Annotated in this window: 19 protein-coding genes and 1 tRNA gene; 11 read left to right on the forward strand and 9 right to left on the reverse strand. The window is 43.7% G+C overall.

What is annotated here, in order from left to right; all coding sequences use genetic code 11:
• Nucleotides 1–647: 647 nt before the first annotated feature.
• Nucleotides 648–1,787: a hypothetical protein gene (locus BUB86_RS15565; protein ID WP_073211265.1), complete on the reverse strand. Its 1,140-nt coding sequence runs from the start codon at nucleotides 1,785–1,787 to the stop codon at nucleotides 648–650.
• Nucleotides 1,788–1,989: 202 nt separating this feature from the next.
• On the opposite strand from BUB86_RS15565, the gene BUB86_RS15570 reads away from it, so the two are divergent.
• From BUB86_RS15570 to BUB86_RS15590, 5 genes are all read left to right on the forward strand, one after another.
• The gene (locus tag BUB86_RS15570; protein WP_073211267.1) at nucleotides 1,990–2,358 is read left to right on the forward strand and encodes a YccF domain-containing protein; all 369 of its coding nucleotides are present in this window, start codon (nucleotides 1,990–1,992) and stop codon (nucleotides 2,356–2,358) included.
• 6 nt (nucleotides 2,359–2,364) lie between these two features.
• Complete coding sequence (locus BUB86_RS15575; RefSeq protein WP_081373292.1) at nucleotides 2,365–2,670, forward strand: DUF4112 domain-containing protein; 306 nt, start codon at nucleotides 2,365–2,367, stop codon at nucleotides 2,668–2,670.
• Nucleotides 2,671–2,862: 192 nt separating this feature from the next.
• Nucleotides 2,863–3,273 (forward strand): Hsp20/alpha crystallin family protein, encoded by a 411-nt coding sequence (locus BUB86_RS15580; protein ID WP_254795196.1) that lies wholly within the window; start codon nucleotides 2,863–2,865, stop codon nucleotides 3,271–3,273.
• A gap of 228 nt (nucleotides 3,274–3,501) precedes the next feature.
• Nucleotides 3,502–3,975: a methylglyoxal synthase gene (locus tag BUB86_RS15585; protein WP_073211270.1), complete on the forward strand. Its 474-nt coding sequence runs from the start codon at nucleotides 3,502–3,504 to the stop codon at nucleotides 3,973–3,975.
• A 399-nt stretch (nucleotides 3,976–4,374) separates the two neighbouring features.
• A complete protein-coding gene (locus BUB86_RS15590) occupies nucleotides 4,375–4,704 on the forward strand; it encodes a hypothetical protein (protein WP_254795197.1) in 330 nt (109 codons plus the stop codon).
• Nucleotides 4,705–4,706: 2 nt separating this feature from the next.
• Here the strand turns inward: BUB86_RS15590 and BUB86_RS15595 are convergent, their stop codons facing one another.
• The 6 genes from BUB86_RS15595 to BUB86_RS15620 all read right to left on the reverse strand — a co-directional run bounded on the left by BUB86_RS15595 (nucleotide 4,707) and on the right by BUB86_RS15620 (nucleotide 7,860).
• Nucleotides 4,707–5,933 carry a permease gene (locus BUB86_RS15595; protein WP_073211274.1) on the reverse strand — a complete coding sequence of 409 codons (1,227 nt, stop codon included), beginning with the start codon at nucleotides 5,931–5,933 and terminating at the stop codon, nucleotides 4,707–4,709.
• A 98-nt stretch (nucleotides 5,934–6,031) separates the two neighbouring features.
• The gene (locus tag BUB86_RS15600; RefSeq protein WP_073211277.1) at nucleotides 6,032–6,391 is read right to left on the reverse strand and encodes a hypothetical protein; all 360 of its coding nucleotides are present in this window, start codon (nucleotides 6,389–6,391) and stop codon (nucleotides 6,032–6,034) included.
• A gap of 3 nt (nucleotides 6,392–6,394) precedes the next feature.
• Nucleotides 6,395–6,910: a pyridoxamine 5'-phosphate oxidase family protein gene (locus BUB86_RS15605; protein ID WP_073211280.1), complete on the reverse strand. Its 516-nt coding sequence runs from the start codon at nucleotides 6,908–6,910 to the stop codon at nucleotides 6,395–6,397.
• Nucleotides 6,907–7,371 (reverse strand): GNAT family N-acetyltransferase, encoded by a 465-nt coding sequence (locus BUB86_RS15610; RefSeq protein WP_073211283.1) that lies wholly within the window; start codon nucleotides 7,369–7,371, stop codon nucleotides 6,907–6,909. Before BUB86_RS15610 ends, BUB86_RS15605 begins: the two co-directional genes overlap by 4 nt.
• Nucleotides 7,368–7,661 carry a hypothetical protein gene (locus BUB86_RS15615; RefSeq protein ID WP_073211286.1) on the reverse strand — a complete coding sequence of 98 codons (294 nt, stop codon included), beginning with the start codon at nucleotides 7,659–7,661 and terminating at the stop codon, nucleotides 7,368–7,370. Before BUB86_RS15615 ends, BUB86_RS15610 begins: the two co-directional genes overlap by 4 nt.
• Before the next feature lies 1 nt (nucleotide 7,662).
• Nucleotides 7,663–7,860: a DUF6440 family protein gene (locus BUB86_RS15620; protein ID WP_073211341.1), complete on the reverse strand. Its 198-nt coding sequence runs from the start codon at nucleotides 7,858–7,860 to the stop codon at nucleotides 7,663–7,665.
• A gap of 244 nt (nucleotides 7,861–8,104) precedes the next feature.
• Between BUB86_RS15620 and BUB86_RS15625 the strand changes: the two genes are divergently transcribed.
• The 4 genes from BUB86_RS15625 (at nucleotide 8,105) to BUB86_RS15640 (ending at nucleotide 9,879) form a co-directional block, all read left to right on the forward strand.
• Nucleotides 8,105–8,359, forward strand: a complete 255-nt coding sequence (locus BUB86_RS15625) for a type II toxin-antitoxin system Phd/YefM family antitoxin (RefSeq protein WP_073211289.1) — start codon at nucleotides 8,105–8,107, stop codon at nucleotides 8,357–8,359.
• Nucleotides 8,356–8,631, forward strand: a complete 276-nt coding sequence (locus BUB86_RS15630; protein ID WP_028913178.1) for a type II toxin-antitoxin system YoeB family toxin — start codon at nucleotides 8,356–8,358, stop codon at nucleotides 8,629–8,631. The genes BUB86_RS15625 and BUB86_RS15630 overlap by 4 nt, the downstream gene beginning before the upstream one ends.
• A gap of 146 nt (nucleotides 8,632–8,777) precedes the next feature.
• Complete coding sequence (locus tag BUB86_RS15635) at nucleotides 8,778–9,263, forward strand: RNA polymerase sigma factor (RefSeq protein WP_028913177.1); 486 nt, start codon at nucleotides 8,778–8,780, stop codon at nucleotides 9,261–9,263.
• Between the two features lie 10 nt (nucleotides 9,264–9,273).
• Nucleotides 9,274–9,879, forward strand: coding sequence for a hypothetical protein (locus tag BUB86_RS15640; protein WP_073211291.1), 606 nt, complete (start codon nucleotides 9,274–9,276; stop codon nucleotides 9,877–9,879).
• A 60-nt stretch (nucleotides 9,880–9,939) separates the two neighbouring features.
• Here BUB86_RS15640 and BUB86_RS15645 read toward each other — a convergent pair.
• Both BUB86_RS15645 and BUB86_RS15650 read right to left on the reverse strand, forming a co-directional pair.
• A tRNA-Arg gene (locus BUB86_RS15645) sits at nucleotides 9,940–10,013 on the reverse strand.
• Between the two features lie 99 nt (nucleotides 10,014–10,112).
• Nucleotides 10,113–10,607 (reverse strand): hypothetical protein, encoded by a 495-nt coding sequence (locus BUB86_RS15650; protein WP_139261672.1) that lies wholly within the window; start codon nucleotides 10,605–10,607, stop codon nucleotides 10,113–10,115.
• A 125-nt stretch (nucleotides 10,608–10,732) separates the two neighbouring features.
• On the opposite strand from BUB86_RS15650, the gene BUB86_RS15655 reads away from it, so the two are divergent.
• Nucleotides 10,733–11,917: a tetratricopeptide repeat protein gene (locus tag BUB86_RS15655; protein WP_073211295.1), complete on the forward strand. Its 1,185-nt coding sequence runs from the start codon at nucleotides 10,733–10,735 to the stop codon at nucleotides 11,915–11,917.
• A 137-nt stretch (nucleotides 11,918–12,054) separates the two neighbouring features.
• Nucleotides 12,055–13,800, forward strand: a complete 1,746-nt coding sequence (locus tag BUB86_RS15660; protein ID WP_073211297.1) for a phospho-sugar mutase — start codon at nucleotides 12,055–12,057, stop codon at nucleotides 13,798–13,800.
• The last annotated feature ends 43 nt before the right edge of the window (nucleotides 13,801–13,843 follow it).

Consider the following 13,843-nt stretch of genomic DNA (forward strand, 5'->3'; position numbering starts at 1 on the left):
TATTATTGATTGTCAGTTAATTATATATAAATAAAACCATTCGCAAATCTTGTCAAACTAGATAGAATAAATCGCGATTGATATAGCCGATAAACTATCGTTCTTTTCAACTAAATTGCAGAAGAACCACCAAAATCAGGAAAAGACAAAGGCGTGCGGCAGTGCGGCACTGCGGCAGCGCGGCATCAGCACTTTCATCATCCGCGGCAACCTATTCTATTATATTATATATAATTATTATATATTATAATATATAATAATTTAAAATAGATATATATGCCTCACTACTATACTATGCAAACACCTAATGCCGCGCTGCCGCACTGCCGCACTGCCGCGCATTAAGAGGCGCGCATCACTGCGAGCCTCTTTTTGCGCGTGATTACTTTCAGAACTAAAGTAATTCTGGCTATGGAAGCCAATGAAGATGCTCATGAAGAGCACGAAAGAGAGCAGCGCCATGAAGATGGCAAGTATGATGACTTTGATGATGAAGACGATGAATGAAAATCCCACTTTTTAGGTATTGCAAACACGGATAAATCCCCGTACCTTTGTACCGACAAAGTTTTAGCCAATTGTTCATATAAAGTATTTGTTTAGTTATATACGAAAGTGGGGCTGTCGCGATGACAACCCCATTTTCTTTATTTCTTCTCTACAAACACATCAGGTCGCTTCTCTTTGTAATAACTATTAGGATATTTCTTAAACAACTCGTCGAGTTCGCGATTTACATCTGACTCCAGAGTCTGTATCGTGTAATACCAGTCCTTAGGGATAGTCACATTTTCATATTCATATTTCTCTTTATCCTTCTCTACTCGAGCCGTTACAAGCACACGCAGGTTGGGCTTATTAAAGAAATAATAAAGTCCATATACATCATCAACAAGTCGAGTGATGATTTTCTGATTATACGGGCTGCTACTTCCATCACCCCTGCACTCATACAGTTCATCGTCATCGCCCACATAGAAATTTCGCGGGCCTATGTAATAACTATCATCAATACTTTGAATTCTGAATAAATTTTTCCTATCTTCAATTACTTCAAGTACGATGGTATCTGACAGTTCTTCACTACTATCCAGGCTCTTTCGGTTTGAAACCGTTATACCGCATCTTTCAACATCTTGTAGCACAGCTTCGTATTCGCAACAGTTTTCGCTTGTATTATAATCAATGGCTTCGAAAAGATCTTTTAAAAGGAGAGTATCCCCACACTTTCCAATTACCAGCCTATCAATGCCATTAATTATCTCGTCGCCCTCATATACACGCAATGGGTCGTCTACTATTGGGTAAATCATATACTCGTCGCAATAGTATTTCTTCTTTTCCTCCTCACTTGCTTCGCATATGAGAACGCCTTTGAGTTTGTAAGAATAGGCCCCAAGTCTGATGACCTTTTCTTCCTTCTCGAGATTCACCTCAAACCCTTGATGCAATACTTCGTATTTACTAAAGAATGCGGCATTGGCATAGTCTCTCATATCCCTATTCTCAATAGTCTCTGGATTATAATCCTTCGGAACCGGCGTCTCGCTGTAATACAAGTTATTGGCAGTAAACTTCAATTTGTACTCATCATCATGCTCCCAACGCTTTTCACTTACAGTTACAAAACGCAGATATGGATACTGCTGAAACTTGGAATGGATAAGTTTCATGAGCTGATCATCGGTCATCGACAACTCTTCAGACTTATAGGGAACAAATTCAAACAGATTCTTTGTTCCCGCATTAGTATTCTTTATATAATACGTTAATAAGTAATACCCCATAATATATCAATCTTTTAACCTTAAAATACTACTATGCCCTCACAGAGAGCGCAAAACGGTTGCGAAGATACTAAAAAACCACAAAATACAGGCCATCCAACAAGCATACTTAACAATATTTTAATAGAAATATGAAATAGGCTTGCAACTTTTCGACTTTGGATTACGTCTAAAAGTTAGAAACTTTTAGAAAGAGATTAGAATGAAGACATTAGGAAACATCATTTGGATTATCTTTGGTGGGCTGCATATCGCCCTGGAGTATTTCATCGCTGGTCTGATTTTGATGATTACCATCATCGGCATACCATTTGGCATACAGAGCATGAAGCTGGGTATGCTGGCCATTTGGCCATTTGGTACAAAGGTTAAGTGGAAGCCAACGGAGCCAGGCTGTCTGAGCATATTTATGAATGTACTGTGGTTCATCGTGGGCGGCATCTGGATCTGGCTTACTCATGTATTCTATGGCATCATTTTCTGTATCACCATCATTGGTATACCCTTCGGGAAGATGCATTTCCGTTTGGCAAAGCTGGCCCTGTCACCATTCGGTAAAGAATTGGTATAGTCTAATATGAACGAGGAGAAACGACTTCAGAGACGTCAGCGTCTGATGGGCAACAAAGCCTATCAGACTATGGAGGGATTGACCCGATACATGGATCGCTACTATTTGGATGCGCTCATAGGCGTCATTCCCGGATGGGGCGATGCCATTGCACTAATCTGCGTCGTGCCATTCGTCTACTTCTCCGCCCGCGTCATCAAGAGCATCCCGCTGACACTGGCCGTATTGAATAATGCCCTGCGGGATGTGCTACTGGGCATGATACCCTTCGGCAGCTATCTGTACTCTATGCTGACATCATTGTTTAACTGAGTTTAAATAATTGGCAGCAATGTTTATCTAGTTTTAAAATTCTTGCCATATTGACTTAATCCGAGTGCCAATCTGTCTATCGGCACAAATGTTGTATGATGCCTTGTGAAAGCTGACGCTGAAAGGCCGACGCGATCAACAACATTGTTTAATTTAAAGTATAATTAGGAGGTATTGATTATGTTACCAGTAATGTTTCAGAACAGTTGGATGCCAACATTTTTTGAAGATTTCCTGAACACTGATTGGATGCCTCGTGCCAACAGTACAGCACCCGCAGTCAATGTCAAGGAGAGTGAGAAGGCCTACACGATGGAACTTGCAGCTCCAGGCATCAAAAAAGAATATTGTCGTGTCAGCATCAACGACGAGGGCAACCTCACCATCGCCATTGAGAACAAGGCCGAACACAAGCATGAGGACAAGCACCACCACTATCTGCGCCGTGAGTTCAGCTACTCGAACTACGAGCAGAACTACACGCTGCCTGATGATGTAGTGAAAGATCAGATCTCTGCCAAGGTGGAGGACGGCATCTTGACCATCACCATGCCAAAGGCTGAGCCGAAGCAGAAGGTCACTAAAGCCATCGAAGTCTCGTAATTAGTCTAAACTTGGTTATATTGTAGGGAGCAGCATCATTCCAGTGATACAGCTCCCTTGCTTTATATCAAACCTTTGACTTAAACCAAGAAATTCCTGTTTCCTGCTTAGAAAGATTGTCATTTCGTTATCATACTAAGCAGAAATACCTACTTTTGCAGCGGATAACATACCGAAAAGGTATTAGATAAGGTAAGAAGATTGTTTAATTTTAAGAAAGGAGTTATTATGAAAGAAACACTTAACATTGCACTCGTTGCACACGATTCACGTAAGAATGAACTGCTGGATTGGGTCCGTTTCAATGCCGACCTGCTTTCAAAGCATCATCTTTACGCTACAGGCACAACAGGTAAACTGATTAGCGAACTTAAATTCGGTACAGAAGAAGGTTCTGAACATCCATTCGAGGGTAAGGTGACACGACTGCTGAGCGGCCCATTAGGAGGCGACCAGCAGATTGGTGCTATGCTGGCCGAGGGTAAGATTGACATGCTGATATTCTTCTGCGATAACCTCGCTGTGCAGGGACACCAGAACGATGTATCAGCCCTTAGTCGACTGGCATCACTTTACAATATTGCCTTTGCCACCAATCGTACTACTGCGGATATGCTGCTTACCTCCACATTGCTTGGAGATGAGTCATACACTCGCATAGATCCTGACTGCATACAGCAATATGCCAACAGAAAGCTATAGGAAGTCTGAAACCACAGGGAATCTCATAGTAATATGTGATTCCTTTTTTTGCACAAAAAACAGGCAGCTTTTCAGCTGCCTTTCATACGGGTTGTGGAACTGCGTTAATTGTACCAGAGCTCTCCACCGAGCACCTGAGCGCCTATCTTAGCATTTCTGCCTTCTTCTTGACCTGTGGTGTACTCCTTGTACTGACGGCCATAATTGGATTCTTTCGTTACCATAGATCTTTCCATTCAATAATTTATTCAAACAGCAAAAGTAACTGCTGCAAAGGTACGCCGAAATTTGGATATATGAAATACCATGCCGATAGTATTTCGCATCGCACAAATATGGTATTCTGGAAAATTCCTATACAAGTTTAGGGATTTCACATGCCCAGTTTAGGTAAACACCTTGCTTGGTGTCATCGACACCGGCCACCTGTTGAGTTTAGTCACCGCCTTACCAGTCCGAGCCGACGGCCGTTTCATGGAAATCGGCCTGTCCCAGCTCTTCACCGAATACGGACTCTGGCAAGACTTTGGCACCGGCAAGGAGATTCCCCGTGGAAATCACGGCGACATCGGCCGCGAAAAGAAGCGCGTCGCTAAATCGTGGTTCTCAAAAAAATACTATTCCTCAGTCCTAAACCTCCGTGACTTCCTAGCCGAAAACATCGGCCAAGAGTTCACCGGCCTAGTCGCCCAATCCCTAGACGACAATTACCGCCGCTACCACCACTAATTCTAGGCCTTCCCCTTGAAAGTGTAGCCAATCCCTTCGACTGCAGAGCGAATGGCTTCTTCTGTAGCAGGACCCTTGATGGTAAGGGTATTGGCAGAGGCACTGGCCTTAGCTTTCTCTACGCCGGGCAGATCCTCGACGGCACGTACAACGGCAGCTTCGCAATGGCTGCAATGCATATCCTCTACTCTGTAGACCACCACGTCGGGGTCTAAAGGCTTTTTGGAAGTAAACTTGCTGAATAATTTCATCATAAGAGCAAATATAATTAATAGTGTTAGTACTGTGGCACATACCAGTTTAAACGGGCTGGGCAGAGCGGATGTCATGCAGCACGCATCTTGTGTGGAGACAGAGAAATCCCATCCGGTAGCATTAATCAGCAAACCAAAGAGAACTGCAAAAACCACGATGGTCATCAGATAAATCCAGGTGAAGCGCCGCCCCATCGCCTTATGAACCACAAGGATGGAGGCAAGATTGACCGCAGGGCCCGCCATCAGCATCACCAGTGCAGCTCCAGGCGAGAGTCCTTTCATTATTAATGCTGCAGCCACAGGTATGCTACCTGTAGAACAAATATACATCGGCACAGCAATGGCTAAGATGACAAGCATCTGCATAAATGGCTGGTTGCCAAACGAAAGGAAGAATTCATCTGGCACCGCTACCTGAATCAATGCCGCTACGACAAGTCCAATAAGCAATCGCAGGCCAATGTCGCGTATAATATCATAATAGCCATATTTCAGTACTCGCCAGATCTTATTACCTTGTTCCAATTGACATGAAGTGCAGGGGGCTTCTGTCATATTATCCTCACGCACAAGTAGGTTTACCAACATTCCGCCGCAGACTCCTGTTACGAGTGCCGTTACCGGACGGATAATGGCAAAGCCCAGTCCCATCAGCGAGAAAGTGGCCAGGATGGAGTCGATGCCCGTCTGAGGCGTGGCAATCAGAAACGAAGCAATAGCTCCCTTCGATGCTTTCTCATTTCTCAGGCCAATTGCCGTTGGAATCACACCACACGAACATAAAGGTAGGGGCACTCCGAGCAGAGCCGCCCAAAGTACAGACATCTTGTTATTTAGTGATAGATAATTGGCATAGAACTTCTGTGGTACAAATACATGCAGCACTCCTGCGATGAAGAATCCCAATAACAAGAAGGGAGCCATCTCGCAAACTACGTTTAAAAGCGATGTGAAAAAAATCTGTATATCCATAGGTGGCTGCGAAAGTACAAATTTCAAAATTGTTGTCCGCAAAGATACAAATTAAAACAATACGAACAAACTAATTTACTAAAAATGTATCTATAATACTATCTATTCAAATACTTCCATAGCTGAATAGAATCGTCGTGGTGACGCAGTTTATTGACGATATCCACTAACTGCTGCTGGACTGCCTGCAAAGTTATGCCGTGCATCTTAGCAAGCTCCTTTATCGGCCGTTGTTTGCAACCCATGCCGAGGACCTGGCGAAGAAGCAGGTTCTCATCATCAGTCAGCGCATGACTCAGCAAACTGTCTATCTTCTCTGACAGTTCAAACCTCGGTGCACCTTGTAGCGTGAATGGGTCATCAGAGTCGATGATCCCATCCAAGCTGCCGTAGTTCTCCCAGCGGTCTTCCATCTGCGTGTGCAGATTCTCTTCGTCATGCAGCTCTGCTATGTTCATAATTCATTCCATTCGTTGCCATTTCATCTCTTCACCTTCCTTGTCGTACTGCTTGCGCTTACCAGTTGGAGGCTCAGTCAGGGTAATCTTTACAACAGCAGTACGTTCAAGACTACGGGCAATGGCATCGTCAAATGCATCCATGTGTTTAGGAAGGAATCTTTGGCAGATAACTCTCAGAGCCTCTATCTTTTCGTCTCTATCCGTCACTATCCCAGCCATACCAACGGCCATTGCCGATTTAAATTGGAGTGTGAAACTGCCATCTTTAGGGCCTACAGTCGGGGCACACTTAGTGACTGCCGACAAAGCAACTTTCGGATTGGTTGAAATACAATCCAACTTATCACCCTCCAAAGCACAATGGAAGTAGAATGTATTATCGTCTGTGCGAGCCAATGACAAGGGTACACCGTAAGGCGTGCCATCTGCTCGCGTAAAGCTTACTGTAATATATGGCGCCTTGTCAAATACCTCCAAGGCGAAGGCTGCATCCATCTCTCTGCTTGCTTTTCTCATTTTTCTGTCATTAATGTCATTTTAATATGGGGGATGCCATCAAGCATAAAAGTATCTGACGACTGACGGAATCCGACGCTTTCATAAAAGCCTTTGGCATACTCCTGCGCCTCAATAGCTATTAATGTCGCATTGAAATGCTCTTTAGCTGCCTCAATGGCATAGAGCATAATCTGCTTGCCAAAGCCTTTACCACGTTCGGTAGTGATAACCCTGCCTATTGATACCTCCTGCATATGCGTTCCTGCAGGACATACTCGAGCCAAAGCTACAACCTTGTCTGCCACGGTCAGCCACAGATGAACAGATGTCTGATCATCACCATCCAGATCCTGATACACACAATTCTGCTCCACCACAAACACTTCGCAACGAACTCTCAACAGCTCGTACAGTTCATCCGTAGTTAGCTCTTGAAACGTTTTCTTATGTAAATTCGCGTTCTGCTCGATATCCATCATGTCCAAAACTCCTTTTCTCCCGTATCTTCCATTTCGCCCTTGCATTTAGGACATGTTTTACCATCCCAAATACGAATATTATCGCTGCCGCATTGTAGACATAATCGGCCAACTTCACTTCTGTAGGATGGTGCAACATCGGCAATAATTCCACCCACAACAATGTTCTGGATGGTCTTGCAATCAGGGCAAGTCATAGCTGTAATCTGCTGACGGAACAATCCACGTCCCTCATACACTTCTGCCTCATAGCCACATGCCTTGCAGCGAAATTTCCGTTTCCAAGACATATTACATCTTATCTATGATCTCATTTGGTGGAGTAATTACCGGCTTACCATCTTTATCGAGCAAAGGGGTAAGTCCACCTGCATATCCATGCTCTACAAATAGATAGTTTACACCTGTCTCTTTATCAATAAGGATACTTGCATCTTTCATGATGCCGTTCTGGACTTTCTCCCAAATAAAACGCTTATTGTTTGCCATAATCATTATCTTTTTAAAATCCCTGCAAAAGTACTAATTAAATTTATACAAACAAAACAATTCTTCCAAAAATCGTGTCTTTTTTAAATCACTCCCCATTTCTTACCTTTGCCACTGTAATTTTGTGTTACCACCAAATTATATCAAGAAATAATTAAAAAGTACTTAAAAAAGTACATAAACATTTGGAAGATTATAATAAATTGCCTATCTTTGCCGCCGTAACATATAAATGAATAGAATTATGATAGCATTATCATTTACCGATTTCAGAAAGAACATGGCCAGCTCATTCGACCGTGTCGATGCTGGTGAGTTTGTATTCATTAATCGAGGCAATAAAAAGAAATATGCAATCGTGTTAATGGATGATGACGATCTCTCTATCACGCCAAAAATGGCAGAAAAGATAGAGAAGGCTCGAAAAGAGTACCAGGAAGGCAAAACACTTAAGTTTGAGAGTGCAAAAGATGCCCAGAAATGGATGGAGGAATTATGAATTATAAGATAGAATTTTCTGAGGACGCACAAAAAGTCATTAAGAAGTGGAAGAAATCGAATCCTAATTCTTTCAAGAAACTCTATAAACTCTTACCAGAACTAGAAGAGCATCCAAGAACAGGCACAGGGCATCCTGAGGCACTTAAAGGAGGCAATGATGTGACATATTCACGTCATTTGTCTGGTCATGACCGAATAATATACGATATATATGATGAAGTAGTAACTGTCCTTGTTTTGGAATTAGAGGGCCATTATAATGACAAATAACAAACATTACTTAAAGAACAAAATCCCTAACCAAAAACTCTCAGACTTTATAATAAACGTTTGAATTTCCAACATTTTTTTGTTTTTATGTAGTTTTTTGCATCCTTCTTGCGACTTATTATCAAAGTTTATTTATCAAGACTAAAATGAAAGATTTAGAACGAGAGTTTGAACAATTGGTGAGAGAACATCGAGGCACAATATACACCGTCTGCTACATGTTCTCTAACGACCAGGATGAAGTGGCAGATTTGTTTCAGGAGGTGCTTATAAACCTATGGAACAGTTTGCCATCGTTTAAGGGACGTAGTGATGTGCGCTCATGGATCTACCGCGTAAGCCTTAACGTGTGCATCTCGCTCGACCGCAAGAAGCGCCGTCGCAAAACAGTTCCTTTAACAATGGGTGTCAATCCCTTTGAGGAAACAGAATCCAACCAGAACTCACGACAGATGGATATGCTACGACGACGCATCGCCAAATTAGGCCAATTTGATCGTGCTATCATCTTGCTGTGGTTGGAGAATATTAGCTATGAGGAGATTGCCGCCATTATGGGAATCACTGTCAAAAACGTTTCTGTTCGACTCTATCGCATCAAGGAGGAATTAAAAAACATGTCAAACGAATAAAAACAAAATTATGGAAAATCAGAATGACAACTTGCAGGAATTGGAATTACTTCGCCAACAAGTGGCCGATTTTAAGAATCGCATGGATGAGCAGGAGATAGTAAATAGAAAACTATTGATGGCTGCAACAACAAAAGGACATATTTCATGGATAAAACAGCTTAATATCGGGGGAGCTATCATAAATATAGTGATGATACCAATAGTGATTCTGGTATTTAGAAACATTGTAGGTTGTTCATGGGGCCCGATTCTGTTCTGCGAACTGATACTTATCCTTAGTGCTGCCTTCGGCATCTGGAACATAAGTACCATTCGTGATAAGTATCTGCTATGTGACAACGTGCTCAGTGTAAAGCTGCGACTTACAGCTTTCAGGCGCAGGGAGAAACTTTCCTTTTTTATTGTGTTACCAATCCTTCTGTTATGGATAGTATGGATTTTATTTGATATTTATTATGGCACAAATATTCCATTACCCTCAACTACCCATTTAATCGAGGATGCCTTAATCATTCTTATAGGTCTTTCATTTGTTTTCTATACCTTCTACCGCGAGAAGCGTACGCTTAATAAAACCATCAAGGAGATAGATGACTTTGCCGATAAGAAATAAAAGCAGGATTTTTATTATAAAAATACAAAGTGGGATATTATATAATATCCCACTTTTTCGTGATTCGGTTGGGGCTCGAACCCAAGACCTACTGCTTAGAAGGCAGTTGCTCTATCCAGCTGAGCTACCGAACCAGCCTTGATAACTTCCCCTTGCGGGAAATCGGCTGCAAAGGTAGTTATTTTTTCTGAAACTGCCAAACTTTTCGGTGAATTCTTTGCAAAAGTGTGTTCTTAATCGTTCTTTTCGGCCCTCCAGTTGCCGTAAATGATTTCGCCATAGGGTGAAGTCTTGCTGATGCGAACGCCCAGATAGCATGAGAAACCGTTAAGATATTGATCTTCGTAGAAATAGTTATCGTTGTCGATTTCGACACGCTTGGTTGAGTCGTTCTTGGCCTCGATGGCATGGGCTCGTTCTACAAACGATGTATAAACACTATCGGGTACGCCTTTATAGAAATAGACTACCAGAGTGTCGCGAAACAGACTTCCATCGTGATACTCGCCAGGTTTGTGCTGATGGATGCGGAAAGTGGGAATCTTCAGTCCGGTGTCGCGCGAAACTTTAGCAGAGGTGTCGTAGATTGCTTTTCGGTTTTCAGGATTAGACATCGCGTTACGAGCCGCCTTCATACCCATGATAGAGGTGAAAGTGATGGAAAAGAGTATTGCTATAACTACACAAGCAATGACGGCATAACTCCACAATAAATACTTTTTTTTCATGATCATTTTGGGCCATTAGTTGATAATTAGGTTGCAAATATAGTTATTTTTTCTTTAGTTTGCAAGTATTTTGCCGTTTTTTTGTAATTTTGCACCCGCTAAATAATATATAAGGTATAAACTAAATGAGAAAATATATGTTTTTTGCCATCTGCGGACTGTTGATGAGTGCGGCTTGCTGTGCTCAGCGAAAGCAGATTGGTGATGCAAGAACCATACTGAAGAGTGGTAAGAATCTGGAGCAGGCCGAGAAACTGATGACCGACCTGCTGAAAGATAAGGCTAACGAGGAGAATACCCGTATCTACGATATATGGCTGCAGGCTGTAGAGAAACAGTATCTGGCCATTAACGAGCAGATGTATGTAAAGAACAAGGTAGATACAACCAAGTTCTTCGACCTGGCAAAGCGCATGTTTATGGTAGCCGAGCGACTGGACTCTATCGACGCTAAGCCCGATAAGAACGGCAAGATTAACCCTGAGTATCGCAAGGCTAACGCGGCTAAGATGAATGGCTATCGTCCCAATATCTACTACGGAGGTGCTCACCACCTGAAGAAGGGCGACTACAAAAAGGCATTCGACTTCTTTGAGATGTATCTGGACTGCGAACGTCAGCCGCTGTTTACGGGCTACGACTATATGTATAAAGACCCCAAGATGGGCGAGGTGGCCTATTGGGCTACTTACTGCGGATATCGCATGAACGACCCCGTATTGGTGTTGCGACATGCTGCTACCGCCCAGCGCGACGAGCAGAAACTGGAGTACACCCTGCAGTATATGGCCGAGGCCTGGCAGAAGCTGGAAGACGACTCGATGTACACCGCCACACTGTGGCAGGGATTCAACAAGTATCCCAAGTCGAGCTACTACTTTCCTCGACTGATGGACTACTACAACACCCGAGGCAACTACGAGATGGCCGACAGCGTGGTAAACGAGGCGCTGAAGACCGACTCGCTGAATGAGCTATATCTCTTTGCCAAGTCGATGGTGATGCTGAACCTGAAGAAGTATGGCGACTGCCTGATGTTTAGCGACAAGCTGATAGGGCTGAATCCAAACTTGGCCGACATCTATTATAATGGCGGTATAGCCTGCCTGAATATTGCCCAGCGAATGGATTCGCGAAAGTACAAGAAGCAGATCAAGAAAATGTATGAGAGGGCTAGGCCTTATATGGAGAAATATCGCGAAATGGCGCCCGACGAAACGGATAAATGGGCTCCGGCATTGTACAGAATCTATTTTAATCTGAACATGGGTAAGCAATTCGACGAGATAGATAAGATACTGAAGAAGTGAGAAAGTGAGAATGTGTGAATGGGCGAAAAGTTAAGATTTTATAAATCGAGATAACTTTTCGCCCATTCTTCTGTATTTTTGTGTATCTTTGTGGATTGAAAATTATTAATAATCGAAAGATAAAAAACAGAAAGATTATGGCAGACAATTCACAACTGATTGCTCAGTGCGAGGCACGGGCTAAAGAATGGCTCTCTCCAGCCTTTGACGAGGAGACACGTAAGGAAGTACAGGCTATGTTGGAGGCTGAGGATAAAACAGCCCTCATTGATGCTTTCTATCAGAATCTGGAGTTTGGTACAGGTGGATTGCGCGGCATTATGGGCGCTGGTACCAACCGCATGAACAAGTACATTGTTGGTATGGCTACACAGGGTTTTGCTAACTACATTCTGAAGGCATTCCCTGGCAAGCAGAGCAGTGTGGTAGTGGGTCACGACTGCCGCAACAACGGACGTATGTTTGCTGAGACAGTAGCTGATATCTTCTCGGCTAATGGTATCAAGGTGTATCTGTTCGAGAGTCTGCGTCCTACACCAGAAATCTCGTTCGCTATCCGTCAGCTGGGCTGTCAGGCCGGTGTTAACGTCACCGCTTCGCACAACCCACGCGAGTACAACGGCTACAAGGCTTACTGGGATGATGGCGCTCAGGTACTGGCTCCACACGATAAGGGTATCATCGACGAGGTGAACAAGGTAAAGATTGAGGACGTGAAGTTCGAGGGCAATAAGGAGCTCATCGACATTATTGGTGGTGAGATGGACTGGGACTACCTGCAGGCCGTGAAGGAGGCTATGGTAGATCAGGACGTGATTCTGCGCCAGAAGGATCTGAATATTGTTTACAGCCCAATGCACGGTACCGGACGTGTGATTATTCCTGAGGCTCTGCGTTCATGGGGCTTCCAGAATATCCACGTGGTTCCAGAGCAGATGGTGATTGATGGCAACTTCCCAACAGTAGTTAGTCCTAACCCTGAGAATGCCGAGGCTATGACGCTGGGTATGAAGCTGGGTACACGCCTGAATGCCGACCTGGTAATTGCTTCTGACCCTGATGCCGACCGCTTGGCTATCGTTTGTCGTAACGCTAAGGGCGAGTGGGAGATTCTGAACGGAAACCAGACCTGTATGATGTTCTCTTGGTACATCATTGCCAACAAGAAGAAGCTGGGTCAGCTCAAGGGTAACGAGTTCCTGGTAAAGACTATCGTTACTACCGAGGTGATTGCTGAGATTGCCAAGAAGAACGGCGTGGAGTATCGCGACTGCTACACAGGATTTAAGTGGATTGCTAACGAGATCCGCATCTCTGAGGGCGTGAAGAAATATATTGGTGGTGGTGAGGAGAGCTTCGGATTCCTGCCATTCGATAAGGTTCGCGATAAGGATTCTCCAGCATCTATCTGCTTGATTTGTGAGATTGCTGCTTGGGCTCGCGACAACGGTATGACCCTCTACGATCTGCTGATGAACATCTATAAGGAGTACGGATTCTCGAAGGAGGTAACCATCAATGTGGTTCGTCCTGGTAAGACTGGTGCCGATGAGATTAAGCAGATGATGACCGACTTCCGTTCTAATCCTCCAAAGGAGTTGGGCGGCAGCAAGGTTTGCTTGTGGAAGGACTACAAGACCCTCGAGGCTACAAAGGCTGACGGCAGCGTAGAGAAGCTGAATATGCCAGACACCAGCAACGTGCTGCAGTGGTTCTGCGAGGATGGTACAAAGGTTTCTGTTCGTCCTTCAGGTACTGAGCCAAAGATTAAGTTCTATACTGAGGTGAAGGATCCAAGCTTCAAGGATGCTGCTGATTACGAGCGCTGCATCAAGGCTGCTGATGAGAAGATTGAGGCCCTCAAGAAGAGCTTGAATCTCTAAAAGCATAAAAAAAGAACCCCGCCGATTGGCGGGGCTTTTTTTA

Origin of the sequence: Xylanibacter ruminicola (assembly GCF_900142525.1) — a bacterium.
GTDB classification, from domain to species: Bacteria; Bacteroidota; Bacteroidia; order Bacteroidales; family Bacteroidaceae; genus Prevotella; species Prevotella ruminicola_A.

Coding starts and splice junctions, on each gene's coding strand:
- BUB86_RS15565 (WP_073211265.1), bottom strand. CDS start 1,787: ATGGGGTATTACTTATTAACGTATTATATAAAGAATACTAATGCGGGA.
- BUB86_RS15570 (WP_073211267.1), top strand. CDS start 1,990: ATGAAGACATTAGGAAACATCATTTGGATTATCTTTGGTGGGCTGCAT.
- BUB86_RS15575 (WP_081373292.1), top strand. CDS start 2,365: ATGAACGAGGAGAAACGACTTCAGAGACGTCAGCGTCTGATGGGCAAC.
- BUB86_RS15580 (WP_254795196.1), top strand. CDS start 2,863: ATGTTTCAGAACAGTTGGATGCCAACATTTTTTGAAGATTTCCTGAAC.
- BUB86_RS15585 (WP_073211270.1), top strand. CDS start 3,502: ATGAAAGAAACACTTAACATTGCACTCGTTGCACACGATTCACGTAAG.
- BUB86_RS15595 (WP_073211274.1), bottom strand. CDS start 5,933: ATGGATATACAGATTTTTTTCACATCGCTTTTAAACGTAGTTTGCGAG.
- BUB86_RS15600 (WP_073211277.1), bottom strand. CDS start 6,391: ATGAACATAGCAGAGCTGCATGACGAAGAGAATCTGCACACGCAGATG.
- BUB86_RS15605 (WP_073211280.1), bottom strand. CDS start 6,910: ATGAGAAAAGCAAGCAGAGAGATGGATGCAGCCTTCGCCTTGGAGGTA.
- BUB86_RS15610 (WP_073211283.1), bottom strand. CDS start 7,371: ATGATGGATATCGAGCAGAACGCGAATTTACATAAGAAAACGTTTCAA.
- BUB86_RS15615 (WP_073211286.1), bottom strand. CDS start 7,661: ATGTCTTGGAAACGGAAATTTCGCTGCAAGGCATGTGGCTATGAGGCA.
- BUB86_RS15620 (WP_073211341.1), bottom strand. CDS start 7,860: ATGGCAAACAATAAGCGTTTTATTTGGGAGAAAGTCCAGAACGGCATC.
- BUB86_RS15625 (WP_073211289.1), top strand. CDS start 8,105: ATGATAGCATTATCATTTACCGATTTCAGAAAGAACATGGCCAGCTCA.
- BUB86_RS15630 (WP_028913178.1), top strand. CDS start 8,356: ATGAATTATAAGATAGAATTTTCTGAGGACGCACAAAAAGTCATTAAG.
- BUB86_RS15635 (WP_028913177.1), top strand. CDS start 8,778: ATGAAAGATTTAGAACGAGAGTTTGAACAATTGGTGAGAGAACATCGA.
- BUB86_RS15640 (WP_073211291.1), top strand. CDS start 9,274: ATGGAAAATCAGAATGACAACTTGCAGGAATTGGAATTACTTCGCCAA.
- BUB86_RS15650 (WP_139261672.1), bottom strand. CDS start 10,607: ATGAAAAAAAAGTATTTATTGTGGAGTTATGCCGTCATTGCTTGTGTA.
- BUB86_RS15655 (WP_073211295.1), top strand. CDS start 10,733: ATGAGAAAATATATGTTTTTTGCCATCTGCGGACTGTTGATGAGTGCG.
- BUB86_RS15660 (WP_073211297.1), top strand. CDS start 12,055: ATGGCAGACAATTCACAACTGATTGCTCAGTGCGAGGCACGGGCTAAA.